Annotated in this window: 22 protein-coding genes and 3 pseudogenes; 17 read left to right on the forward strand and 8 right to left on the reverse strand. The window is 58.9% G+C overall.

What is annotated here, in order from left to right:
* The first annotated feature begins 203 nt into the window (after nucleotides 1–203).
* From GNZ13_RS18940 to GNZ13_RS18985, 10 genes are all read left to right on the forward strand, one after another.
* Nucleotides 204–878: a YciI family protein gene (locus GNZ13_RS18940; protein ID WP_172167086.1), complete on the forward strand. Its 675-nt coding sequence runs from the start codon at nucleotides 204–206 to the stop codon at nucleotides 876–878.
* A gap of 114 nt (nucleotides 879–992) precedes the next feature.
* Nucleotides 993–1901: a LysR family transcriptional regulator gene (locus GNZ13_RS18945; RefSeq protein ID WP_172167088.1), complete on the forward strand. Its 909-nt coding sequence runs from the start codon at nucleotides 993–995 to the stop codon at nucleotides 1899–1901.
* 585 nt (nucleotides 1902–2486) lie between these two features.
* Nucleotides 2487–3890: an NAD-dependent succinate-semialdehyde dehydrogenase gene (locus tag GNZ13_RS18950; RefSeq protein WP_172167089.1), complete on the forward strand. Its 1404-nt coding sequence runs from the start codon at nucleotides 2487–2489 to the stop codon at nucleotides 3888–3890.
* A gap of 184 nt (nucleotides 3891–4074) precedes the next feature.
* The gene (locus GNZ13_RS18955) at nucleotides 4075–4506 is read left to right on the forward strand and encodes a tautomerase family protein (protein ID WP_172167091.1); all 432 of its coding nucleotides are present in this window, start codon (nucleotides 4075–4077) and stop codon (nucleotides 4504–4506) included.
* A 266-nt stretch (nucleotides 4507–4772) separates the two neighbouring features.
* Nucleotides 4773–5435, forward strand: coding sequence for a 3-oxoacid CoA-transferase subunit A (locus GNZ13_RS18960; protein ID WP_172167093.1), 663 nt, complete (start codon nucleotides 4773–4775; stop codon nucleotides 5433–5435).
* 44 nt (nucleotides 5436–5479) lie between these two features.
* Nucleotides 5480–6127, forward strand: a complete 648-nt coding sequence (locus GNZ13_RS18965) for a 3-oxoacid CoA-transferase subunit B (protein WP_172167095.1) — start codon at nucleotides 5480–5482, stop codon at nucleotides 6125–6127.
* Between the two features lie 167 nt (nucleotides 6128–6294).
* On the forward strand, nucleotides 6295–7071 hold the full coding sequence (locus tag GNZ13_RS18970; RefSeq protein ID WP_172167097.1) for an enoyl-CoA hydratase/isomerase family protein: 777 nt from the start codon (nucleotides 6295–6297) through the stop codon (nucleotides 7069–7071).
* Between the two features lies 1 nt (nucleotide 7072).
* A complete protein-coding gene (locus GNZ13_RS18975; protein WP_172167099.1) occupies nucleotides 7073–8398 on the forward strand; it encodes a CaiB/BaiF CoA transferase family protein in 1326 nt (441 codons plus the stop codon).
* A 62-nt stretch (nucleotides 8399–8460) separates the two neighbouring features.
* The gene (locus GNZ13_RS18980) at nucleotides 8461–8757 is read left to right on the forward strand and encodes a DUF1330 domain-containing protein (protein WP_172167100.1); all 297 of its coding nucleotides are present in this window, start codon (nucleotides 8461–8463) and stop codon (nucleotides 8755–8757) included.
* Nucleotides 8758–9075: 318 nt separating this feature from the next.
* A complete protein-coding gene (locus GNZ13_RS18985) occupies nucleotides 9076–10401 on the forward strand; it encodes an epoxide hydrolase family protein (RefSeq protein ID WP_172167102.1) in 1326 nt (441 codons plus the stop codon).
* 147 nt (nucleotides 10402–10548) lie between these two features.
* Here GNZ13_RS18985 and GNZ13_RS18990 read toward each other — a convergent pair whose 3' ends face one another.
* The 3 genes from GNZ13_RS18990 to GNZ13_RS19000 all read right to left on the reverse strand — a co-directional run bounded on the left by GNZ13_RS18990 (nucleotide 10549) and on the right by GNZ13_RS19000 (nucleotide 11741).
* Nucleotides 10549–10959: a DUF4148 domain-containing protein gene (locus GNZ13_RS18990; protein WP_236002076.1), complete on the reverse strand. Its 411-nt coding sequence runs from the start codon at nucleotides 10957–10959 to the stop codon at nucleotides 10549–10551.
* 16 nt (nucleotides 10960–10975) lie between these two features.
* Complete coding sequence (locus GNZ13_RS18995; protein WP_172167104.1) at nucleotides 10976–11248, reverse strand: hypothetical protein; 273 nt, start codon at nucleotides 11246–11248, stop codon at nucleotides 10976–10978.
* A 73-nt stretch (nucleotides 11249–11321) separates the two neighbouring features.
* Nucleotides 11322–11741, reverse strand: a complete 420-nt coding sequence (locus tag GNZ13_RS19000; RefSeq protein WP_172167106.1) for an organic hydroperoxide resistance protein — start codon at nucleotides 11739–11741, stop codon at nucleotides 11322–11324.
* Nucleotides 11742–11912: 171 nt separating this feature from the next.
* Here GNZ13_RS19000 and GNZ13_RS19005 point away from each other — a divergent pair, with 171 nt between their 5' ends.
* The 3 genes and pseudogenes from GNZ13_RS19005 (at nucleotide 11913) to GNZ13_RS19015 (ending at nucleotide 13022) form a co-directional block, all read left to right on the forward strand.
* Nucleotides 11913–12392 carry a MarR family winged helix-turn-helix transcriptional regulator gene (locus GNZ13_RS19005; RefSeq protein ID WP_172167108.1) on the forward strand — a complete coding sequence of 160 codons (480 nt, stop codon included), beginning with the start codon at nucleotides 11913–11915 and terminating at the stop codon, nucleotides 12390–12392.
* Between the two features lie 37 nt (nucleotides 12393–12429).
* A pseudogene (locus GNZ13_RS52430) lies at nucleotides 12430–12630 on the forward strand (cytochrome c biogenesis protein DipZ); the annotation flags it as partial.
* A 227-nt stretch (nucleotides 12631–12857) separates the two neighbouring features.
* Complete coding sequence (locus GNZ13_RS19015) at nucleotides 12858–13022, forward strand: hypothetical protein (RefSeq protein WP_172167111.1); 165 nt, start codon at nucleotides 12858–12860, stop codon at nucleotides 13020–13022.
* A gap of 36 nt (nucleotides 13023–13058) precedes the next feature.
* Here the strand turns inward: GNZ13_RS19015 and GNZ13_RS19020 are convergent, their stop codons facing one another.
* Entirely contained in the window at nucleotides 13059–14018 is a 960-nt protein-coding gene (locus GNZ13_RS19020) for a GlxA family transcriptional regulator (RefSeq protein ID WP_172167113.1), read from the reverse strand.
* 144 nt (nucleotides 14019–14162) lie between these two features.
* Between GNZ13_RS19020 and GNZ13_RS19025 the strand changes: the two genes are divergently transcribed.
* Both GNZ13_RS19025 and GNZ13_RS19030 read left to right on the forward strand, forming a co-directional pair.
* On the forward strand, nucleotides 14163–14963 hold the full coding sequence (locus tag GNZ13_RS19025) for an SDR family NAD(P)-dependent oxidoreductase (RefSeq protein ID WP_172167115.1): 801 nt from the start codon (nucleotides 14163–14165) through the stop codon (nucleotides 14961–14963).
* A gap of 329 nt (nucleotides 14964–15292) precedes the next feature.
* A pseudogene (locus GNZ13_RS19030) lies at nucleotides 15293–16431 on the forward strand (hybrid sensor histidine kinase/response regulator).
* On the opposite strand, the gene GNZ13_RS19035 reads toward GNZ13_RS19030, so the two are convergent.
* From GNZ13_RS19035 to GNZ13_RS19045, 3 genes are all read right to left on the reverse strand, one after another.
* Nucleotides 16404–18962: an ATP-binding response regulator gene (locus tag GNZ13_RS19035; protein WP_172167116.1), complete on the reverse strand. Its 2559-nt coding sequence runs from the start codon at nucleotides 18960–18962 to the stop codon at nucleotides 16404–16406. The pseudogene GNZ13_RS19030 and the gene GNZ13_RS19035 sit on opposite strands and share 28 nt — an antisense overlap.
* A gap of 17 nt (nucleotides 18963–18979) precedes the next feature.
* Nucleotides 18980–20206 (reverse strand): hypothetical protein, encoded by a 1227-nt coding sequence (locus GNZ13_RS19040; protein WP_172167118.1) that lies wholly within the window; start codon nucleotides 20204–20206, stop codon nucleotides 18980–18982.
* 136 nt (nucleotides 20207–20342) lie between these two features.
* Nucleotides 20343–20555, reverse strand: a complete 213-nt coding sequence (locus GNZ13_RS19045; RefSeq protein WP_172167120.1) for a hypothetical protein — start codon at nucleotides 20553–20555, stop codon at nucleotides 20343–20345.
* A 356-nt stretch (nucleotides 20556–20911) separates the two neighbouring features.
* On the opposite strand from GNZ13_RS19045, the gene GNZ13_RS19050 reads away from it, so the two are divergent.
* Entirely contained in the window at nucleotides 20912–22138 is a 1227-nt protein-coding gene (locus GNZ13_RS19050) for an MFS transporter (RefSeq protein ID WP_172167122.1), read from the forward strand.
* 49 nt (nucleotides 22139–22187) lie between these two features.
* Here the strand turns inward: GNZ13_RS19050 and GNZ13_RS52435 are convergent, their stop codons facing one another.
* Nucleotides 22188–22388, reverse strand: a complete 201-nt coding sequence (locus tag GNZ13_RS52435) for a response regulator transcription factor (RefSeq protein ID WP_236002077.1) — start codon at nucleotides 22386–22388, stop codon at nucleotides 22188–22190.
* A gap of 770 nt (nucleotides 22389–23158) precedes the next feature.
* Between GNZ13_RS52435 and GNZ13_RS19060 the strand changes: the two are divergent.
* Nucleotides 23159–23556 (forward strand): annotated as a pseudogene (locus tag GNZ13_RS19060) (transposase); the annotation flags it as partial.

Raw genomic sequence — 23556 nt, forward strand, 5'->3', positions numbered from 1 at the left:
TCCCACTCAAGGACAACATCGTGTCGCAAGATCTGTCGCGCCGCCGCTTTCTCGTATCCGCCGCCGCAGGCATCGCAAGCCTCGCGCTTACCGACATGCCCTCGGCCATGGCAGCGTCCTCGCCCTCCAAAAACGCTGCCGTGCAAGGGCCGGCGTCTTCGCTTCCCACGCTTTCTGAGGTGCTCTCAGGAGATCCAGGCCCAATGAAAATCGTGAACTACGCGATGTACGTTCAGGACCGGGACAGGGTGGACGCGTCCCGAGCCGAGCATCAGGCCTATGCGGATGCGCTTCGCGAGCACGACCGGCTAGTGATGGGCGGTCCGCTGCTCGACGACGACGGGCGGTCCCGCGGCGTCCTGCTCGTTTATGACGTCGTGTCGAAACAGCAAGCCGAGACGTTAGCGCAAAGAGATCCGTTCGTTCTGAAAGGTGCGATTGCGGACTATCGCCTGGCCGAGTGGACCGTGCTCGACAGCAACGTCGAGTTGCTCGCTGCCTCGCTCGTCCCGGCGGATCGGCGTGTTCCGCTCAAAGCACCGCGTGCATCTGGCGCTACGCCAGTCGAACCGGACGCGCACGCCGCGCGAACCTACGTCAATTACGCGAAATACGTTTCCGACCTCTCGCACGTCGAGCGGGTGAGGCCGGCGCACCAGTCGTATGCACGGACGATCAAGGCGAACGGCGAGCTGATCATGGCTGGTCCTTTTGCAGACGGCTCGGGCGCGCTGTTCATTTATCGGGCGCAGTCGAAAGACGAAGCGATGGCGCTGGTACTAGAGGACCCGTACCACGCTGAGGGCGTGTTCGAAACGTACGCGCTTTCGGAGTGGCGGCTGTTCGGGTTGAACGCGGGATTGATCCAGAGCCGTTAGTCCCCGCGCAATCTACGTTTACGAGTGCCACGTGGTTGTCTGAAGGGATGGAGCCCTGAAATGACAGCGCTTATTCAACGAATTCGCGGTTCCGCTACTCATCGAGTACACCGAATGGACCTGAATCTGATCACGTTGTTCGTAGAGATTGTCGAATGTCAGGGTTTGGCCGCAGCAGCGCGCACGCTCAATATGTCGAGGTCAAACATCAGCCAGAGACTCAAGGTTCTCGAGCTTGAAACAGGAGCGCAGCTTGTTCGACGATCGGCGCGCAGTTTCGAACTGACCGAAGCAGGTCAGATGCTCTACGCCAGCGGACGACGTATGCTGGATGATCTGGATAACGCCCGTGCATCCATCGACACGCTTGGCCACACGCTGACGGGGCGGATTCGCATCAGCGCACCCACCGGCATTGGCAGGTCATTTGTCGGACCGAAGCTACGTGAGTTTGCGCGGAGTCATCCGGGAATCTCGCTGACGATCACCTTCAATAACCGGATCGAAGATATTATCGCCTCCGAAATCGACATTGCGCTTCGGATCGAGAGAACACCGCCTTTGGATTACGTGGCTCGTGAAGTTTGTTCGATTGACTGGATCCTTTCCGCATCTTCGGATTATCTTCGAAGGTGCGGGCCGATTGACCATCCTGCGGACCTCGTGTCAAAGACTTTTATTGGGGCACCGCCAAGTCAGGAGTCCACGATCGAGCTCAGAAACCGAAGTGACGATGCGGATGCCCAGCTCATCCATATCCAGCCAACGTTACAATCGGCAGACTACCCATTTCTCCTCGATGCCGTACTGGAAGGCATGGGCATCGGTATTTTGCCAACGTATGCAGTGAGCGGGCCGGCTGCCCAAAATCTGCAGCACGTACTTCCGCAGTATCGGATCGTCGGACAGCTTAACAAACTGTACATTCTCACGCTTCCGAATCGTTTTCCTTCACCCGCAAAACAGGCATTGATGGAATATCTTGTTAAAGAATTGATGGAATACGCTGAGAGCTGGAAATAAGCGCCTTATGTTGCGCCACTGATAGTTGCTCTATCTAATGGCGGCCTTGGCGCGACCGGGATAGCTGGCCATGCAGTCGGCATCGAGAAATCGCTTGAAAATATCAAAGCTTTTCGCACAAAGCCTGAGCGCTATTCACGTCTCAGTTCGATAGTCGTCAATGACATCCCGTTGAAAGCAGCCCGGACGCTGCGACACAATCCCCCTTAAAGCCACTGGCTTTGTCTGATCAAACGGCGCTGCCGCCGCTGCGTTTGCGTCCAACAGGCCGTCGGAATTCACGCCAGGTCCGCAGCGGAAGTGACCGCCCGCGCTGCGCAATGCCACGCAACATGCGCACCGGCCGACGTGCCCTGCCATCCGTTTTGGAGTCCGACGTTGACGGCACCATGTTAACTGGCGGTGAACACCTCGTCCTGTCCCAATGGGATTGTCAGCCGGTCGGGTCAACTGCAGAATGAGCCAACGATACAAGGATGGTTAAGAGATTCAGGATGCCCATTGGCGCGATCGGAACGATGTCCGGGAAAGCGAATGCGAAGGCATTTGATTGAGGCAATCGACTGACACAGCGAGGACTGTTAGATGGAATACAAGGCAATCAACCCGGCGACAGGACAATTGGTCCAGACGTTCGAAGGCGCCAAGGACCACGAGATCGAGGGCATTATTGCGACGGCTCATGGTGTTTTTGAACTGGATTGGCGGCATCGGTCCGTTGCGGATCGTGCGCGTGTTATCGCGAAGGCGGCGTCTATCCTGCGAGATAAAGCGGAAGAGTATGCGCAGACCATCACGCGAGAGATGGGAAAGAGGATCGCCGAAGCACGCGTCGAAGTGGCTCTATCGGCAAACATCCTCGACTATTACGCGCAGCGCGCACACGAATTCCTGGCGCCGCAACAATTGCCGGATGTGTCCGGCGCAAAAGTCCATGTTTACCCCGTTGGAGTCCTGCTGGGTATCGAACCGTGGAATTATCCGTACTACCAAATTGCCCGCGTTGCCGCTCCACAGCTCATGGTTGGCAATGTACTCATATTGAAGCATGCCGAAAACGTGCCGCAATGTGCCTTGGCGTTTGCTCGGCTGTTTGAAGAGGCTGGTGCGCCTCCTGGGGTCTACACGAACGTCTTCGCGTCGATTGAACAGGTCGGGAAGATCATCGACGATCCGCGCGTGCGTGGAGTAACGCTCACGGGTAGTGAAAGAGCCGGCGCCTCTGTTGCTGAGCGCGCCGGGCGAAACCTGAAAAAAGTCGTGCTCGAACTCGGTGGTAATGACGCAATGATCGTTCTGGAGGACGCTCCGCTCGATTGGGCGATCAATACCGCGTTAATCGGCCGGACTCTCAATTGCGGACAGGTTTGCGTTGGCTCGAAACGCATCATAGTCGTCGGCAAGCAGCGCGGCGAGGAATTTCTCAGAGGTTTCAAAAAGGCCATGACCGCCCTGCAGGCGGGCGACCCTGGGGACGCGAATACGACGCTTGGGCCGATTTCGTCAGAAAGGGCCCTTGAACACCTTCTTGACCAGATCCAGCGCGCAGTGGACGCAGGCGCAGTAATTGAGTGTGGCGGCCATCGCATCGATCGGGAAGGGTTCTATATTGAACCCACCATACTTAGCAACCTCAACACGGGCAATCCGATTTATCGGGAAGAGCTCTTCGGCCCAATCGCTTCTTTCTTCGTTGCCGCCAATGAAGAAGACGCCATTCGTATCGCAAACGATACACAGTATGGACTCGGAGGCTCCATATTGACCGCCGATCTTGAGCGCGGCGAGCAGATTGCTGCGCGTATTGACAGCGGTATGGTGTTTGTAAATCGACCATTTGCGACGATTCCCCAGCTACCGTTTGGCGGTATCAAAAACTCTGGATTCGGGAGGGAATTGTCGATGGCTGGCTTCGAGGAATTCGTTAATAAGAAGCTGGTCACGACGGACCCGGTGTGCACTCCGCCCACGAAGCCTAAAGGAAGCTGATGGGCAGCGCGGGGATCGCCTTCCCTAAGAACGGTGTGCTTACGAAAAGCATTGATTTCATCCGGTAGCCTATTGTTGGGCTACCGATACCGCCGCCTCATCAATGTCAAGTTCATCCATTTTCTCAAGACAATCAGATGTACTGACATAAAGAACGCGGCATCTTTGGAGCATGGAGACAAAAATGCCTTTGTGGAATATCTATCATCCAGTCGGCGCCTACACGGCAGATGAAAAACAGGAGATGGCGAAGCGAATCACCAACATTTACATCATTCCTCCCTTCTACGTAGGCGTTCTGTTTCATGAGCAGCCGAAAGACTCCTTCTTCATGGGGGGCGAGTCGCGAGGCGATTTTGTCAGAATTAGATTAGACCACTTCGCCAGACACATCGCCAAGGACGTCGAGTGGACGGCGTCCTGGCTCCGCAAGGCGAACGCCGCGATTGCGCCATTTGTCCAGGATCGAGGTTACCACTACGAGTTGCATGTCGGCGAAACGCCGCAAGAACTCTGGTTGATCGACGGCATTCGACCACCTCGGCCTGATACGGAAGCTGAGAAGAAATGGAAGCTTGAAAACCGAGCGTCGCCATATGATCCGCAAGAAGGTTGAATGGATCAGTTTCGTCTGAAACAACTCGGACGCTGAACCCCAACAGACTGCGGTGCAGGCCGAACCTACACCGCAGTCTCTCCCAACCTTCTGGCGGCTCGTTTCTCTCAAGTATCGTTTTCTACCAAAAGGACGACGTCTTTTGCGTCCTTGAGCATGTGCGCCTATTGCTGGGCGGAGACGTTCCACGGCGCATTTTGAGTTGTTATGCCCGAAAGAAGATGTTCGAGGGACGGAGCCGTCTCCAGCAAGCGTGTTGAATTCTTATGCTTAACAAAATTTTGGAAACATGCGGCGCCGCACTAGAGGACGTTAAGGATGGTGCAACCATCATGATCAGCGGATTCGGGCGGGCAGGCCTTCCCTCGCAACTTATTGACGCGCTGGTTGCGCAGGGTGCGCGTGATCTCACAATCGTAAGTAACAACTCCGGAAGCGACGATTCGGGATTCGGTGCGCTCATTCGGCAGAAGCGTGTACGGAAACTCATCTGTTCGTTTCCACGGCTCGCCGGAGCGACTTTATTTGACGCGGCTTATCGGGCCGGAGACGTAGAACTTGAAGTGGTTCCACAAGGCACTTTGGTGGAGCGTATCAGGGCGGCGGGCGCCGGAATCGGTGGGTTTTATACGCCAACAGCCTATGGCACCAAGCTCGCGGAAGGGAAAGAATCCCGCAAGATAGACGGCCAAAATTACGTCTTCGAATTGCCGCTGGAAGCTGATTTTGCGCTCGTGAAGGCATATCGCGCAGACCGATGGGGCAACATGACTTATAGGATGTCCGGTCGCAATTTTGGTCCTGTTATGGCCAGCGCGGCGACGACTACTGTCGCTCAAGTCAACGAAATCGTCCCACTCGGTACTTTGGACCCAGAGGCGGTTGTTACCCCAGGAATCTTTGTACAACGCGTTGTGCAGGTTTCGTAGTTTCCTGCAAGTCGAGCGGAAGAGTTAGAGACGAGATCGTAGACATGAGAAAGCTTACACGGATCGAAATGGCGCAGCGCGTCGCGCGAGACATCCCGGAAGGCGCATACGTCAATCTGGGTATTGGCGTTCCGACGCTTGTGGCCAATCATCTGGATCCACACCGAGAAATCATTTTGCACAGCGAAAACGGCATCCTCGGGATGGGACCCGCGCCTTCACCTGGCGAAGAAGACGAGGACCTGATCAACGCGGGAAAGGAGCCGGTCACGCTTCTTCCAGGAGGAGCGTTCTTCCACCATGCCGATTCGTTTTCAATGGTCCGCGGCGGACATCTTGACTACTGCGTATTGGGCGCGTTCCAGGTATCGGTCAAGGGCGACCTGGCGAATTGGCACACCGGGCAAGCACACGCGATTCCGGCGGTTGGCGGTGCGATGGATCTCGCGTCTGGTGCGAAGAATATCTACGTAATGATGGAGCATTTGAATAAACAGGGCGAAAGCAAGATCGTCGAACAATGCTCCTATCCCGTCACGGGAATGGGTTGCGTGAGCAGGATATACACCGACCTGGCAGTTATCGATATCACGCGTTCGGGCCTGGAGGTGATCGAGATCTGCACCGACATATCGTTCGATGAGCTCTACGAATTGACGGGTGTCCAGTTGCTCCGAGGTGCAGTCGGATGAACTTAACCTGGCAGCTCGGCTGATGACTTGAATCCACGCCAAGGGAATTCGCGACGAACGTTGTCCGTGCAGAAGAGGCTCGAAAAGCTCGTATGTGGACACGTACTAATGTTCGTGGTGTTCCCGTTTCAATTCGACAACACCCGTATTAACGACATGGAGCAATGATGAACGAACCGATCGTTATGACAGAGATTAAGGACCGCGTGACCGTACTGACGATGAATTATCGTCCGCACAACCTGATGGGCCCAACGATGTACCGCGCGCTACTCGACGAATTCGACGCGGCGCTCACGCGCGGTTCGCGCGCAATCCTGTTGCGCAGCGGATTGCGGCATTTCTCGGCAGGCGCCGAGGTGTCGCTGTTCCCGGATCGCATTGCGCGACAGGGCAAAGGGCTGATCGATCCGCTCGAAGTGCTGCGCGCGTTCGAGACGCTGCCGGTTCCGATCGTCGCGGCCGTCAATGGCACCTGCCTCGGCGGCGGCTTCGAAGTGGTGCTCGCTTGCGACTACAGCGTGGTCGCCGAATCAGCCAAGATCGGTTCGGTCGAGGTCGCGCTTGGCCTGCATCCGTTGCTCGGCGGTATCCAGCGTCAGGTGTTGCGTGCGGGACCGGCGCGCGCCAAGGAGATGTCGATGCTCGGCCGTCGCTATGACGCGGCGACGCTTGAGCGCTGGGGCGTGATCAACCTCGTGGTGCCCGACGACAAGCTCGACGAGGCTGCGCTGTCGGTCGCTCAGGAGCTGGCCGCCGGCCCGACAATTGCGCACGGCGTTACGAAGCAGCTTGTGCGCATCGCGCTTAACGAAGGCCTGAACGCAGCCGACGAAGCGATGTTCGAGCTGCAAATGCCGATCTGGGCGTCGCAGGATCTTAAGCGGGGGCTCGAAGTCTTCGACAAGACCGGCCCCGGCACGGCCGAGTTCGGGGGGAACTGACATGGCTGGACCACTAGAAGGACTCAAGGTCGTCGACTTCTCGCGGGTGTTGGCCGGACCGCTCTGTGCGCGCACGCTCGCCGATCTTGGCGCAGACGTGATCAAAATCGAGCCGCCGCGTCCGGACGTGTCGCGCGCCGCGTACCCGAACCAAGACGGCATGTCGGGCTACTACGCGCAGCAGAACAGCGGCAAGCGCAACGTCAGTATCGACTTGAATGTGGGGAACGCGCGCGAGCTGGTGCTGCGCCTTTGCGATGAAGCCGACATCATCGTCGAGAATTTCCGCGCGGGAACTCTAAGGTCGTTCGGCCTTGACTACGAGACGCTCAGCCAGCGCAATCCGAAGCTGGTGTACGTGTCCATCACGGGCTATGGCCAGAAAGGGCCGTGGGCGTCGCGCATGGCCTATGCCCCCACAGTGCAAGCCGAAACCGGCTTCACGCACAACACAATGCATCACTTCGAGGGTATCGATGCCGGCCGCAAATGGACAGACCCGCTGTCACACGCAGACGTCTATGCGGGCCTGCAGGCAACCATTGCGGTGCTCGCCGCCGTGCGCAAGCGCGAAGTGACTGGCCGGGGGCAGTACATTGACGTCGCGATGGCAGCAGTGATGCTGTCCATCAACGAGCGCGCGCATCTCGATCTCGCGGGTATCGATACCGGCGCGGAGCCGGGTGTGCTCGGCGCGACCGAAGGCCCGCACTTCGTCGGGCCGGGCGGCGAGGCGTTCGTCGCGGCGCAGAGCATCGTCGGCAGCAACACGTTTCCGAACTATCTCCGCGCGATGCGCCGAATGGACCTTGGGCGCGATCCGCGCTTTAGTACCGCTGAGCGGCGTCTGCAGAACTACGGCGCGCTGCATGCGTTGATCCAGAGATGGATGCTATCGTTCCGCGACCTGAAGACGCTCGACGCGCAGCTCGACGAAGCGAAGATCGCGATCGGCCAGATCCGCTCGCTGAAGGAACTCGCCGAGACCGACTGGGCGAAGCAGTGGGGCGCCGTGCAGGAAGTCCCCGACCGGCGAGGTGGCTCGTATCTTATCCACGGCTATCCGTGGCGATTTTCGGACGACGAGCTCGGCCCGCGCAGCGCGCCGGCGTTTCGCGGTGAGCACAACGAACAGGTCTTCCGCAGCGTAGGCATTTCGGAGAACGAAGTGCGCGTAGCTGTCGAGGCGGGGATCCTCGTCGGCGGTCTTCCGGACTCGGTGAAAAACGCGTCGCCAACTGCGCTGACCGCGACGCCCGCGTCGTCGGCGGATTCACTACGCAGAGAGCCTGAAGGCGCTGATGTGGGAGAACTGGCACAAAGGTGAATCTTTTCAGCACATTGCTCAGCTATTTGTATCGTCAAGTAATTTTCAACTGAGGAAGCGAAATGGCCAAAGGATATTGGGTGGCAGCGTATCGAGCGATTCATGACGCAAGCAAGCTCGCGGCGTACGGCGCCCTTGCGACGGCGGTGGTGAAGGCGGCAGGCGGAAAGTTCCTGGTGCGAGGCGGCGAGGTCGTTGCATTCGAAGCGGGTCTGAAGGAGCGGACCGTCGTGGTCGAATTCCCGAGCTTGGAGCAGGCTCTTGCCACGTATCAGAGCGAGGCTTATCAGGAGGCGTTGGCCGTGCTGGGGGATGGTGCCGAAAGGGACGCGCGCGTCGTCGCAGGCGTCGACGACTGAGGCGTGCCCCGGAGGCTGCCGAGGCCGCCCCTACGGCTCCGTTTCAATCTTTGCACTGGATGATACTTTGGCCATTCGATGCGACGCATTGCGGGCTCCCGACGGATGTCCGAGATGCGGGCGCCTGGTATTGCCCCACGCTGGTAAAGCGAGCGCCAGCGCCCACCCGTTGGCCTGTCCAGACCTCGCACTTCTCGGCGTCGCTCTGGCGGCGTCGATGATCAGCCTCTTGTCCAACGTCGACCAGCCGCCCAAGGTGGCATGACGCTGTGTCGTTTTCCATTTTATCGTTAAGATTACTAAGATTCAGGAGTTTATGTGTTAGACATTACCGATCTCTACACGTCGTCGCGCCGTCGTTTTATTGGTGTGGCGGCGGCGTCCCTTGCTGCAGCCTCATTGAGCCGGCTCGCGTTTGCGGAAACGACTCAACCCATTACTGAAGTTGCTCCGCCCTTGGGCGGCGACAAGACCGCAATTCGCCCACTTCGTGTGCATGTGCCGGAATCGCAGCTTGTCGATTTGCGCAGACGCATCAACTCGACACGTTGGCCGGAACGCGAAACCGTCACGGATGCATCGCAAGGCGTGCAGCTTGCGACGATGCAAAAGCTCGCGCGGTATTGGTCGACAGATTACAACTGGCGCAAGGTCGAAGCGAGACTGAATGCGCTGCCGCAATTCGTCACCGAGATCGATGGGCTCGACATCCATTTCATCCACGTTCGTTCGAAACATCAGAATGCGTTACCAGTCATCGTCACGCACGGATGGCCTGGCTCGATCATCGAGCAGTTGAAGATCATCGATCCGCTGACCAACCCGACGGCTCATGGCGGAAATGCATTGGATGCTTTCGACATCGTGATTCCGTCGCTGCCGGGCTACGGTTTCTCAGGCAAGCCGACTACGACCGGCTGGGATCCTGCACGTATCGCGCGCGCGTGGATCGTGTTGATGAAGCGCCTCGGATACACGCGCTATGTGGCGCAAGGAGGCGACTGGGGTAATGCTGTCACGGAACAGATGGCGCTCATCGCGCCACCGGAACTGGTCGGCATTCATACCAACATGCCGGCCACCGTACCGGACGACATTGCCAATGCACTGAAATACGGAAACCCGCCGCCGGCCGGCCTCTCGCCCGATGAGAAGCATGCGTTCGATCAGCTCGACTACTTCTACAAGCACGGTCTCGGCTACGCGCAAGAGATGGCGAACCGTCCGCAGACGTTGTATGGGATCGAAGATTCGCCTATCGGCCTCGCTGCATGGATGCTCGATCACGACGCCGCCAGTCAGGCAATGATCGCGCGCGTCTTTGACGGTCAGACCGAGGGGCTGACGCGAGACGACGTCCTCGATAATGTCACGCTCTATTGGCTCACGAATACGGGCGTTTCGTCGGCGCGGCTGTATTGGGAAAACAAGCTCAACTTCTTTGCGCCGAAGCACGTTGCAATTCCCGTTGCCGTCAGCGTGTTTCCGGATGAGATCTACGCGGCCCCGCAGAGCTGGACAGAGAAGGCGTATCCGAAGCTGATTCACTACAACCGGCTTCCGAAAGGCGGGCACTTCGCGGCGTGGGAACAGCCGCAGGCGTTCACGGAAGAAGTTCGCGTGAGTTTCCGGACGCTGCGCTGACCTCGAAGATGCGGACGACGCCGCTATGCGTCGTCCGCATCGTTCGATAATCCACAGCAGACGACACTGACCCCAGGGTACCCGCGATTTATGTCCGCTGCTGGCCACGTGAAGCGCGCGATAGGAATTAATGAAGGAATATCCTGCTCAATGGCCGAAATAGATTGACCGCTCCACCGAGCGGATCGCGATACTGTGGCCCGACTGCGAGGATTGTTCCACGACGCCACCGTAACCCGAGGTTGCGGCCTGTTGATTCGCGCTGTCGGCCGCCCGTAGCCTGGCGGTAGCTGCCTGGATGTCGTCCGGGTAATGCGGACCGTTGGCGCGCGCCGGATCGTAGCCAGCCTTTTCAAGCTGAACCAGATCCGCACGCACCTGGGCGCGCGTGACACCGGCGTTCGATTGCTGGGCGGATGCGAGACCACGGGAATGCTCAGAACGGCCGCAACGACTGCTGCAAAAAGTTTCTTGTTCATGATATGTAATCCGAATCAAATGGAGGTTTATTTGATTCAACGGGTTAGTTTGAAAAAGGGGTGATGCGGTGCTGCGCAATGAATTCCTGACGCGCTTAGTGGTGCGCGTAGAAATCACCTCGCAGAGTCGTGACCGCAGGGCCACCCGATTGCGAGGACTGGACGGTCACGCCGCCATAGTTTTGCTGCGTGGTGGCCGAATCCTGGCGCTCGGCGGCGATCGTTTCTGCGCTTTGACCGCGCTGCAACGCCGGTGCGCCGACCGAGGGCCGGTAGAAAGGTGCCGGGCCGTAACCGCTGGCAAACGCCGGCGCAGTCAGTGATGCGCAGAGCGCGGTGAGGAGAGCGGTGACAAGTTTGGTCTTCATGGTAGAGCTCCAGAAAAAAGTTGAAACTTGAAAAAGAGGTGTGTGCGTTGATCTGATCGGTGAAAGATGGGGGTTAGACCAGATTGATCGCGATGTCGATGTTGCCTCGCGTGGCTTTGGAATAAGGGCAAGTCTGATGCGCGGCGTCCACGAGGGCCTGAGCGACATCGCGGTCCAGACCCGGCACGCTGACATTCAGGCGCGCCTGGAGGAAATAGGCGCCGTCCGTCGTGCCGAGATCCACTTCGGCGTCGACCGCCAGGTTCGCTGGGAGCTCGACTTTCATCGCGCTGGCTGCAAGCCCGATTGCGCCGATAAAGCACGCGGACCACCCGGCAGCGAACAACTGCTCCGGATTGGTGCCGTTGCCCGCGCTGCCGGGCGACGAGAGCTTGATGTCAAGACGGCCGTCGGAACTCCGTGCCGTGCCGTTCCGGCCGCCGGACGAGACGTGGGTTTTGCCTGTGTAGAGGACTTTTTCGATCTGGCTCATTTTGCGTTCCTTGGTAGGTGACGAGAGTATTTAAAATCGCATGCGACTAAATCGCATGCGATGCAGTGTGGTGCAAGCGCCGAGCAATGTCAAGCATTTCCGATTAAATCGGATGCGATGTATAATGCTTCGACACGAGACTTCGCGTCATAGCCCTCGAAGGATATGCAGATGAAAAGGACCTCCTCTACCGCTCGCATCGCAGCGGCAGACACGGCGAGCCCGAGACTCTCGGATTTCCTGTGCTTTGCGATCTATTCGGCCAATCTCGCTTTTGGCCGGGCCTACCGGCCGATTCTCGATGAACTTGGCCTCACATACACGCAATACATCGCCCTAATCGTGCTGTGGGAAGGCGGCAGTCAGACCGTTAGCGCGCTGGGCGAAAAGCTGTTTCTCGAATCCAACACCCTGACGCCTATCCTCAAGAAGCTCGAAGGGATGGGTTACCTTCAGCGACAGCGTGATCCGGCAGATGAGCGGCAGGTGCTGGTCACCCTGACGGACGCCGGCCGGCAACTACGGGAGGGCGCGTTGAGCATAAGTCTCTTCGACGCCACCGGCCTGACGGCCGATGAGTTCTCCAGCATGCAAAATGGCGTCGTCAAGCTGCGCGACAATCTCATCAAGGCGGCGCAGCAGAAGGAATAAGCCGCGCTGTGCGACGCATGGTGCTGAACCAGCCGGCGGTACGCAGGCAGATGGCAAGCCTGTCCGGTTGCGCGTCACGATCGACGGCCTGCCGCCGGGCGCATCGCATGGCGCCGACATCGCAGCCGACGGCAGCGGGACCGTGAATAGCGTGCGTCTGTATCAGTTGGTGCGGCAGACGGGGCCGATACGGGATCGGACATATCAGGCCCGCTTGGCCGACGCAATCGCGGATTAACCTCGTGGCCAATCTTCCGACGATTCGTATTTCATCGCATTCGGAATGTGGCTGGGACTCTGCAGCATCCGGCTGCCGTCTCTATTGTTGTTGTTTTGAAAACGGTGAATTCACCGTGGCTGCGTTGATGTCCAGCGCATAGTGCTTAGACTGGCTTGTGTGGACAAACCATTCACGCGCATCAGAGTGCTAACTGAATCGCATGATTCAACGATGTGGAGCATCAGATGGACATCCTTGACCTGGCTCGGAAATCGGGAATGACGTTGGTTCTTGACGCGAAGATTGGACGTCAGGAGTACCGCACAGTGCACGGCTCAGTCGCGGCGCTTGAGCGCTTCGCCGAGCTTCTCGCTGCGTCGATGCACGATGAGCTGGTGGAGCAGGATTGATGCATGTTGACAGCAATCTCATCTTCCCACCCCCACCTAAACACCGATCCGATCACCGGCACGAGCCTCACGTCGCACTTCCTGCGGCGGTAGGCCAAACCCGCGCATGAACGCTTCGCGCATATGCCGACGGTCGCGAAACCCCGTCTCTTTCGCGATCACTTCCAGCGAGTGGCGGCTCTTCTCGATCATCAACCGCGCGGCTTCAAGCCGCAACCCTTCGATCGCCTTCGCGGGCGACTGTCCCGTCTCCAGCGTGAACACCCGGCTGAACTGCCGCGGGCTCAGATGCGCCGCATTCGCAAGGTCCTCCACCTGAAGCGGCCGGCTCAGGTTCTTGCGCGCATAGTTCAGCGCGTCCTGGATGCGGTCGGACTTTGGTGCCAGATCGAGCATTTCCGAATGCTGCGACTGGCCACCCGAGCGCCGTTGATGCATCACGAGCTTGTGCGCGACCGAACGCGCCACATCGGCGCCGAGATCCTTCTCGACCATCCCGAGCGCGAGGTCGAGCCCCGCGGTCATGCCCGCCGATGTCCAGATCGGTCCATCGACAATGTAGATGCGATCTTCCTCGACATGGATGTCCGGAAACCGGCTCGTCATCTCGCGGGCAAAGGCCCAATGCGTGGTCGCGCGCCGGTTCGCGAGCAGCCCTGCTTCAGCCAGTACAAAACCGCCCGTGCAGATGCCGGCAATGCGTCGCGCTCGCGTAGCCGCCTTGCGCAGGAACGCGAGCACTTCGGCGGCTGGCGGCGAGGTGAGCGGCGTGTTGACGCCCGCCGCGAACCACGTGTCGATCGGGGTGCGCAAGCTTAGCGGCCGCGTGCCGACGGACATGCCGAGCGAGGAGTGCACCTCGCCACCCGCCACCGAAAAGTTCTCGAGCTTGTAGAAGGCTTCGCCCGTCACAAGGTTCGCGTATTCGAAAACCGACTGTGACGCGAGCGCCATCACCTGGAAGCCATCGCTCAACAAATATCCGATCCGGTGCATGTCGGCCCTCCGATGTTCATCAAGTCAGACATTCTATGCGAAGAGATGTCCTTAATCACAACCATATGTGTCATTTGCGTCGGCGTCAATCCGGACCACAATTGCCTCACGCAATCACCGACGAACTTCCAACAGGAGTACATCATGACTCAGGCACATCAGGGTACGGCGCTCATTACGGGTGCATCCACCGGCATCGGCGCGGTCTATGCCGAGCGGCTCGCAAAACGCGGCTACGATCTGATCCTCGTTGCGCGCAGCCGCGACCGGCTCGTGAGTCTCGCCGAACGCATCGCGAACGGAACGCGCCGGTCCGTCGAGATCATCGACGCCGATCTGAATGACCCGACTTCGCTCTCCCGGGTGGAAGCGAAGCTGAGGGAAGACGCCAGCATCGCGCTGCTCGTGAACAACGCGGGTGTCGGCACGCACACGCCGTTGCTCGACAGCGATGTCGACGCCATGACGCGGATGATCGACCTGAACGTCACCGCACTTACCCGCCTCACGTACGCCGCGGTGCCGGGCTTCGTCTCGCGTGGCAAGGGCGCGATCATCAACATCTCCTCGATTGTAAGCATCGCGCCGGAGATCCTGAACGGCGTGTATGGCGGCACCAAGGCCTTCGTGCTTGCGTTCAGCCAGTCGCTGCATCACGAGCTCACCATCAAGGGCGTGAAGGTGCAGGCGGTGCTGCCCGGCGCCACGGCCACCGATTTCTGGCAGACCGGTGGCCTGCCGCTCGACAACCTCGATCCGGCCATCGTCATGTCCGCTGGCGACATGGTCGATGCGGCGCTCACGGGCTTTGATCGGGGCGAGCTCGTCACGATTCCGTCCCTGCACGACGGCGCAAAGTGGGACGCCTTCGAAGCCGCGCGCCAGGCGATGTTGCCGGAACATTCGTCCAACACGCCCGCGCGCCGCTACACCGCTAACGAATGAACCGTCCAGGGCGCATAGAAACGATCGCGCGAATGCAAGCGGTATTGACGCGATACCGAAACGGCGCCTGTAACCGTGGGCGCCGCAAGGCCGCAACCCACACGTGCAAGACTCACACCACGGGCGGACGCGACGGCGCATCACGCAGTTCCGACGGATGCCTTGACGTCGGGCTCTCGGCGCCGGGTGGATGGAGACACCGCCCGGTTTGCCAGGTCGATCTTGATATGATGTAAAAACGACAGCAATGACCAAAGACCTTACAACTAATCCAGTTGGCATAAAAGGAGTCCGTGGATTGATGCCGAATTCGACCTGCCGCGACCACGATGAGTGACACGATGCAACCGCCGTTTTCCGTTCTCTTCGTCGATGACGACGAGATGTCGCGTAACCATTTCGCACGCGCGATCCGCGAGGACTACCGTGTGCATGTGGCGCATGGCGCAGACGAGGCGATTGCCGTGCTGAGCGAGTACGGACGGGAGATTGCCGTACTGGTGACCGATTTCCGTATGCCGGGGCGCGACGGAGATGATCTCCTGCGCCAGGTGGCGCAGGAGTATCCGCAAATCGTGCGCATACTTGTGACCGCCTACGCTGACAAGGACATGCTGCTGCAGACCGTCAATACCGGTGACATATTCCGTATTCTGGAAAAGCCGCTTCGGACGGAATCGGTGCGCGAGGTCCTGAAACTGGCGATCGCGCGCTACACCGAGCGGGAAACGCGTCAACAGCAGCTATTGGCGATGGATGAGACGCTTGCCTTCCTCGCCCATGAGCTCAATACGCCATTGGCATCGATCTCGCTTTTTGCACGCGCCGTCGAGTCTGACGTTGCCGAGCAATACGATCCGGAGCGTCAAAGGGAAATCGGCCACGCCGCAACGTCAATGTTTAACAATGCGCAGTATTGCTTGACGCTGATCTCGTCTTTCTGGGCGACGGTGCACAAAAGTGGCGGGCAGCAGTCTGCATCGGGCAGTGGGCCCCGCGAAACACAGGCGACGCGATTGATCGCCACCTTGCTCGATACCTATCCGTTTGCCGGGTCGCAGCGCGATTGGATAGAAGTCGACGTGCAAGAGGATTTTGTTGTGCGCGCAATGCCCAATTGCGTGGCGCTCGTACTCTCCTCGCTGTTGTCCAACGCTTTGCGTGCGCTCAATGGCTCAGCTGCGCCTTCGGTGTGCCTTGAAGTAGCAGGGGGGGCGAACCGGAGATCCGTGTTCGCGACAACGGTCCGGGGATTGCGCCGGAGATAAAAGCGCGTTTGCTGCTCGATCCCGTCACGACTTACGCCGGGGCCGGCGGGCACGGCATGGGCATGATCTTTTGCAACCGCATCATGCAATCTTTTGGTGGGTGCCTGCGGATCGAATCCGAATTGGGTGCGGGCACCACAGTCACAATGGGTTTTCCGGGTTTCAAAAGTGGCTATCCATCGCTCAGCACGTCCCGATGATCGCGACGTGCTTTGGCTGAAGCGAAATACATCTGTAGCGCGTCGGCTGAGCGGCCGCCCAACAGGGAAATTTGTTCAAGCCAGCCGGCCTCCGAAGGCCATTCACCTTCAACCACCCGCGGATAAATTTGCCTCGCGAATTGATGCAGCGCTTTGGCTCCGGTATTGCCGCTGACGCCAAGAAGGGCGTGCAATGCTCCGTGCGTCGATTCGAAGTCAAGGGCCGCCACACTGGTACCAAGTCGCGCCACCAGCAAACGAATCTGCTCAATGCCGTCGAGGAACGATTGGTCCAGCAAATCAAGCGCCACCAGTTCTTCGAGGTGTTTCTCATCGAGCAGGCCGCCTTCCGCGATGGTCGCAAGCTTGCCGGTTTTCTCGCTTGGCCTCGCCGACGTTTCTGATAGCTCTGCCTTCGTTGGAGCATTCGAACCACGTTGCTGGGCAAACTGTCTTGCAAGGCACGCATAAAGAGACCCGACCTGCACGGGTTTTATCATGACCTCGTTCATGCCGGCGCTCAGGCATGCCTGCACCGCTTTGATATCGGACTGGCTGGTCAAGGCAATGATCGGCACTTTGGCATACGCGTCGGCGCGGGCGCGAATCAACGCGGTTGTGTCCACGCCGCTCATGCCCGGCATATTCATATCCATCACGATGGCATCGATGGTGCCGTTCTCCTGCAGCCGAGCCAGCACAGCCTGCCCATGTTCGGCTTCGAAAACGCTCGCACCGCATCGCTCCAGATAGGCTTTGGCAACCAGCCTGCTGTATGTGTCATCGTCAGCCACCAGGATCGATTTGCCGGAGAACCCGTCGAACCGCTGGCTCAGATGGTGCCGATTGCCGTTTTCGAAGAGCGCCTGGAGCGAGCTTATCAATTCCACCACGCTGCAGGATTTTCTAATAATTTCGTCCATGCCGGCTCTTCGGGCGAGCACGCGCACCACATTGCCGGGCTCCGCCGTATAGGCGGCGATCAGAACATTCGAGTCCAGATATTCATGGTCGGCGCGAATTTTTTCGGCGGTGGTGTAGCCGTCCAGGACGGGCATATTGACGTCCATCAATACGAGGTCGTAGGGAGGCGACTCTCGGAGCATGGTCAACGCCACTTGCCCGTTTTCGGCTTCGCTTGTGCGTGCGCCTACCTTAGACAATGCGCGACGGGTTTTCGCTCGCTGACCCGCGTCGTCGTCGACGAGAAGGATGCGCTTCCCCTTGAAAATGGGCGTGGCGCGTTCAAAAATCTTGTGCTCATGGTCCGCGACTTCGCTTTCCGTGACGGCTGGAAATTGCAGCGTAAATTGCGTGAATTTTCCGACTTCCGACCGGCAGCCGATGGTGCCGCCAAAGGCACGCATCGCACGCTGGCAGTAGGCCAGCCCTAGTCCTGTACCACCCGAATTTCCCGCTGTACGGAAGGGCTCGAATAGATGCGGCAGCATGTCGGGCGAAATGCCCGGGCCGGTGTCGTGAACGATAACCGATTGGCGGTCGATCGTAAGCGTAAGCGTTGCTGATCGATGCGTGGCAATGTGATGGAGCGCGTTCTTGATCAGATTGAACAGGGTGAACAGATAGACGGTTTCGTCGACTTTGAAAGTGAAATCTTCCAGCACCACGAGTCTGACCTTGCTGCGCTCCTTTTCATCACCGAAGCCATATTCGTCTAGCGCTTTACGTGTGGTAACCGCCGCACTCAGGTAGGCGAGGTAATCTGAGCGGATGGGTTTTGCGCTGACTTCGTCCAGTGTCATCGCGATAATGCGCAGGCCTCGCTCAATCGACAATTGGCCGTGGGCGACATGACGATAGAGCAGCGCCGCACTGTGGTGCGGCAAGGCCGGCGACCGGTCGGATTCTATCGTCGCAGGCAGCGCCTCTTCCACGCGATCCAGAACGTGCTTCAGCTGGCTGAGGGGATTGCGCATTTCATGGGCGATCGAGCCCGCGAGGGCCTGCAATGCCCGGTTTCTTTCGACAAAGATGCGCCCTTTGCTGATCGCATAGCTGAAGGCCATGCTGCACAAGACGACAACGGGCAGCACGGCGAGATCCGACTTGTTGGCCGCGCTTAGAACGATCGGAGCCGGCGAGCTGACCACCGCAGCCAGCGTGCCGGAAAAAACACCCATGCCGATACAGGCCATCAGCAAAAGCGGGTTGTCGATGCATAGCGCCATGATGAAAAGCATCATGACCTCGGTCATCATCCACATAGTGGAGAATGAATTTCTGATCGCGAGGAACGTACAAACAAATGGCAATACGTAGATCAGGCAGCAGTGCCAATAGATCAGCAGGTAGCTGTTAAACCGCTTTGGCCAACGCGCCTGAAAGATCAATGGAATGCAGATGACCGCCGCACTCAATCGGAGGAAGAGATTGTCGTACGGCTGCGGCAGAACGTAGGTCCAGACGACGTAGTAGATGGGGTGGCACAGGAGGCCCAATATGCCTCCCCATCGAATTGCTAGCCGGCTTCGTTCCAGCAAATCCCGCATGCTCTCGCGCGGTATCACCATCAGGCCTCCGATGCCATTTACGACCCTATCAGTTCATGCGTGTCGCGATGTTGCACGTCCAGCGTTATCGGCGAACCGTTTTTCCCGTGAAAAGGTCCGACCGAAAACCCGTACTTCTTCAGAAGACCGTGAGTATATGAAACGGACCACACAGGCGGGCTGCCAACGATGAAATCGGAAGCGATGCCTTCCTGCCAGGCGGCGTACCCCTCGGCGAAACAAGTATAGCAATCGCGGGTGCTCGGCAGTCTGAACGGGAACTTGGTGTCGAGTCCGGCGGGACCACGCGCGAAGCACTCAATATATAGCGTATGAGCCCGTGACGCGAGTTCAGCCTCGACGCTTGCCGCCCGGGGGTGGGAGTCGTCGATCCAGAACTGTGCCCGTTTGAGGTCGGAAGAGCTCAGGTAGGGAACGCTGGTGCTGCTGGCGAGGATTGCACCATCGAACTGAGGCAGTGGCGTGTCCGCACTGAAGGTGTGGACCGAAACCCGGGTGCGTCCCAGCAGATCCGAGGCCATCAGTTCTCTCGCTTGTTCCGTGAGCAGGTTCACCTTGTCCGGCAAATCGATTAAAACAAGCTCTTTCGGCGCATCTTTGTAGAGCAGGTATTTAGCTACCGTCGTGCCGAGCCGTCCGGCTGCGCCAAATAGAGCGAGCTTCGTCCTGCCGAATTCGAGGTCGAGTTCATTGCAGCAGTGGGTGGCCCAGTCTTTCAGCATCGCCGCGGTAGCCGCATGACCCGTGGTGATGTGAGGTGGCTTTGTATGACGCGGGAGTGCGCCATAGTTGCAGGCATACGGCGTGGACGCGCCCATCGCCACCATATTCAATCCTGCCTGCCTTGCCAGTTCAAGGGCCGGGAAAAATTGCGTCTCTCGAAACCGCTTGATGCCGCGTGGGCTTCCAAGCCACAGCTCAAGGGGAACCGGACACGCAATGTTGGCCCCTATGACCTGGGATCCCGAATAGATAGGTGATGCAATGAAAGGCTTTGTTCTCCAAAGCTCTTCTTCGAATGACGCATTTCTATCTTTTACATTGTGAAATGAAAATGAAAGCGTATCCCAATCGGTAGCGTGAAACAAAAAGCCGACGCCGCCTTGACCGGCGGGAAGATTGTCCCGTATTTCTTCCGGGTGAATTGTGTGTTTGAGTGCCAACGGCGCACTATTGGAGTGCGAGCAAAATGTGCCGTGCCCGTCGCAATCGGTCGATATTTCCTTGTGAAGAGACGTTCTCATTTGTTTTCCCTTAAGTTGAAGTTACGCTGAACGGCCAGCGCAGCGTCGCAAGTCAGGATTGACCGACGATCCTTTAACTCTAGAGAAATCCGGTGCGGTGTGTCCGTTTGTTCGCTCGCATCGCACAGGGTTGCGCTTAACCGCCCTTGCACGGACGGGACATAGACAATTCAAACGCGCTTTGGCATAAAGGCGCGAAATACAATTGCATCCGGCTTTGCACGGCCCGTTTGCAATCATCGACATCGGCGCGCAGATCGCCGAGAATCGCAAACAGGCATTCAGAATGGCTGACAAGTGGAATCGCAAATGAATAACAATAATCGCTGGCTGCTTGCTCTTGTCTCATTCGCGTTGACTCTATTGGCAGCATGCACCGCGACCGGTCCACAAAGCGAAAACGGTCCCACGCTACCATCGGCCGCCGACGTAACAAGCCGCTGTCTGGCACACGCGGCGGGCAGCGGCGAGCCGACTCCAACGCTCGATCAATTAACCGGATTGCAATGGCACCGCTACGTGGGGTGTGCTTTGGCAAGCAACCTGTCCGTCGATTCGCGCAGCGTTGCCGACAACCCGGAGGCGATCGTTTCCAATTGGTCGGTGCTTCATTGCACCAGGGTGGGAGGCGCCAGCGCGTGCTATTAGTACCGCTACGCGGCGTGGAGAGTACGAGCCGCGCACAAGCAGTCAGAAGGAGGCGAAGTGGGAGACAAACCGGAGATCGACCGGGCAGGCGACCAAGCGGCGGCCGCGAACCGCGCGGTACTGGCGATCGCCGTCGCGCAGTTGCTCGGTACCTCCCTGTGGTTCAGCGCGAACGGCGCCATGCGGGAGTTGCAGGCAAATTGGCACCTCAGCGCATCCGGCATAGGTTGGCTCACGAACGCGACACAGGCGGGCTTTATCGTCGGGACGCTGCTTTCGGCTACGACCGGGATCGCCGATCGTGTGCCCGCAAGCCGCGTGTTCGCGCTCTGCGGTCTGATCGGTGCCGTGCTGAATGCGCTCTTTGCGCTGTGCAGCGCGGGGCTCGGCTCGGCACTCGTGTTCCGCTTCGGCGTGGGCATTGCGCTCGCCGGTATCTATCCGCTGGGCATGAAATTGCTGGTGTCGTGGGCGCCGGGGCGCGCAGCGCAAACGCTTGCATTGCTGGTCGCCATGCTGACGCTCGGCACGGCGTCCGTGCATGCGATTCGTGCCATGTTTTCAAACGTGCCGTGGCAGATGGTGGTGCTGGCGTCGTCCGGGCTCGCTGTGCTCGGCGCCTTGCTGGTGTTTGTGCTTGGGGAAGGGCCGCATGCACGCGCTGGCGCCGCGCGTCGCCCGACGCTGACCGGCGGCGTGTGGAACGTGATCAGAATCCGCGAGTTCCGGGCCGCTGCGTTCGGATACTTCGGTCACATGTGGGAGTTGTACGCGTTCTGGACGCTTACGCCGCTCTTCGTGCAGCGCGCGTTGACGGGTACGGTGCAGCCATCGGCTAGCGCGGTGGCGTTCTGGTCGTTCGCGATCATCGGCATTGGCGCGGCGGGTTGTGTGCTCGGTGGCAGTTTGAGCCGCCGGGCGGGCAGCGCGCGCACAGCGGCGCTGGCCTTGGCGACTTCAGGCACGCTGTGCGCCGTCTATCCGTTCGCGTCGACGCTCGGCGCTTCCCTGCAACTCGCTTTGCTGCTCGTATGGGGCGTGAGCGTTGTGGCCGACTCGCCGCAGTTCTCGGCGCTGTCCGTGCGGGCGTGTCCGGCGGACAAAATCGGCGGTGCGTTGACACTGCAAAACAGCTTCGGTTTTTTCCTGTCGGCCTGCTCGATTCTCTTGTCAACCAGCGCGTATCGCTCGCTCGATGTGCACGTGGCGTGGCTGCTATTGCCAGGTCCCGTTCTGGGTCTCATTGCAATGACACCGCTACTCGCGAAAAGGCCACGTTGGTGATGCGAGCGCGGCCTTTATCGAACAGTCGAAACTGTTGGCCGCCAACCCTCTAGCTCGCCAGCAACGCCCAGTCGAATAACTCGCGCCTGGTGCGAACGCTGAGTTTCGCGAAGGCCCGCTTCACGTAGGACTCGGCCGTGGAGAGTTTGACGTCCAGGTGGGCCGCCGCATCGGGAATCGTTCTTCCGTTCAGCAGCAGCTTACAGATCTCATACTCGCGACGGGAAAGTTGCACATTCTGCTTCGACAAGCGCTCATCGAATCCCGCGTGCGGCGTGCCGCTGACGGGGACAGCGGTTGTTCTGCGAGCGGCGGTTGTTCGAGCGTGGAGTTCGAAGAGGGGGAAAAGGAGCTCCGCCATTTGACGGAAGTAGAACAGCTCGTTCGTCGTGAACGCGGACTGCCGTTTGGTCCGTGCGAGTGCGACGCGTACTGGACATTTGCAGTGCCGTGCACCAGTACGCATTCCTGGGTTATCTCGGGTTCGTCGAAGATCTTCTTGCGAAACTCGCAATCCGCAATTCCGCTCACGTTCCGCTGAACGAGGACCGTCCCCGCTTTGCCTCGAACCGGTTGGAATAGCGGATCGATCTGGCAGTAGGTCTGATAGTAGGTGTCCATCCGTCTGCAAAGATCCGCGTATTGCGCCCCTCCGCTGCCCAGCCATTCAACCTGATAGCCGGAGCCGCTGCGCGCATCGGCGCGCCACCGTTCCAGGTGAACCGCATCCGCGGCGATGCTCTCGTTCACGAATGCGGCGACGGTGCTGACAAATTCGGAAGTCCCAACTGAGCTGATCGCCGAGCCAAGCGTCTTGGGTCGAACACCAATCAGGAAATTGCCATGACCGAGCGGATCGGGGTGGAGTAAGCGCATAGACAGATGAAAACAGGCGAATACGGTTGTGTGCCGGTGACGTTGCGCGATTCAAAAGGGATCGTCTGCCGGGACTTACCCTAGGAGTCTGCGCGGCAGAAGCCGCGCTGTCATCCGATTGCCTGTTGTAAACGTTGTAGGCAGATGACGACGAGCTATCTTCCCTACGATCCACAACAGCAGTTCCTGCTGCCCCATGCGCTGCAAGATTGGCTGCCTGAAGGCCACCTTGCTTACTTCATCAGCGATACGGTCGACTCGCTCGACCTGTCCGCCTTCCATGCCCGGTATGCCGGCGGCGGTGCGCGCAACCAGCCCTTTCATCCGGCCATGATGGTCAAGGTGCTCGTTTATGGCTACGCGACCGGTGTGTTTTCCTCGCGCAAGCTGGCCAGGAAGCTGCATGAGGATGTCGCGGACGCTGTGCGACTTCCGCGCCTTTCACCTCAAAGAACTGTCGGACTTGTTCGTGCAAGTGGTGAAACTGGCCAAGGAGTGCGGCCTGGTTAAGCTCGGCACGGTCGCGGTCGACGGCACCAAGA

It is taken from the genome of Paraburkholderia elongata (assembly GCF_013177735.1).
Classification (GTDB): Bacteria; Pseudomonadota; Gammaproteobacteria; order Burkholderiales; family Burkholderiaceae; genus Paraburkholderia; species Paraburkholderia elongata.

Coding starts and splice junctions, on each gene's coding strand:
- GNZ13_RS18940 (WP_172167086.1), top strand. CDS start 204: ATGAAAATCGTGAACTACGCGATGTACGTTCAGGACCGGGACAGGGTG.
- GNZ13_RS18945 (WP_172167088.1), top strand. CDS start 993: ATGGACCTGAATCTGATCACGTTGTTCGTAGAGATTGTCGAATGTCAG.
- GNZ13_RS18950 (WP_172167089.1), top strand. CDS start 2,487: ATGGAATACAAGGCAATCAACCCGGCGACAGGACAATTGGTCCAGACG.
- GNZ13_RS18955 (WP_172167091.1), top strand. CDS start 4,075: ATGCCTTTGTGGAATATCTATCATCCAGTCGGCGCCTACACGGCAGAT.
- GNZ13_RS18960 (WP_172167093.1), top strand. CDS start 4,773: ATGCTTAACAAAATTTTGGAAACATGCGGCGCCGCACTAGAGGACGTT.
- GNZ13_RS18965 (WP_172167095.1), top strand. CDS start 5,480: ATGAGAAAGCTTACACGGATCGAAATGGCGCAGCGCGTCGCGCGAGAC.
- GNZ13_RS18970 (WP_172167097.1), top strand. CDS start 6,295: ATGAACGAACCGATCGTTATGACAGAGATTAAGGACCGCGTGACCGTA.
- GNZ13_RS18975 (WP_172167099.1), top strand. CDS start 7,073: ATGGCTGGACCACTAGAAGGACTCAAGGTCGTCGACTTCTCGCGGGTG.
- GNZ13_RS18980 (WP_172167100.1), top strand. CDS start 8,461: ATGGCCAAAGGATATTGGGTGGCAGCGTATCGAGCGATTCATGACGCA.
- GNZ13_RS18995 (WP_172167104.1), bottom strand. CDS start 11,248: ATGAAGACCAAACTTGTCACCGCTCTCCTCACCGCGCTCTGCGCATCA.
- GNZ13_RS19000 (WP_172167106.1), bottom strand. CDS start 11,741: ATGAGCCAGATCGAAAAAGTCCTCTACACAGGCAAAACCCACGTCTCG.
- GNZ13_RS19005 (WP_172167108.1), top strand. CDS start 11,913: ATGAAAAGGACCTCCTCTACCGCTCGCATCGCAGCGGCAGACACGGCG.
- GNZ13_RS19015 (WP_172167111.1), top strand. CDS start 12,858: ATGGACATCCTTGACCTGGCTCGGAAATCGGGAATGACGTTGGTTCTT.
- GNZ13_RS19020 (WP_172167113.1), bottom strand. CDS start 14,018: ATGCACCGGATCGGATATTTGTTGAGCGATGGCTTCCAGGTGATGGCG.
- GNZ13_RS19025 (WP_172167115.1), top strand. CDS start 14,163: ATGACTCAGGCACATCAGGGTACGGCGCTCATTACGGGTGCATCCACC.
- GNZ13_RS19035 (WP_172167116.1), bottom strand. CDS start 18,962: ATGGTGATACCGCGCGAGAGCATGCGGGATTTGCTGGAACGAAGCCGG.
- GNZ13_RS19040 (WP_172167118.1), bottom strand. CDS start 20,206: ATGAGAACGTCTCTTCACAAGGAAATATCGACCGATTGCGACGGGCAC.
- GNZ13_RS19045 (WP_172167120.1), bottom strand. CDS start 20,555: ATGAGACAAGAGCAAGCAGCCAGCGATTATTGTTATTCATTTGCGATT.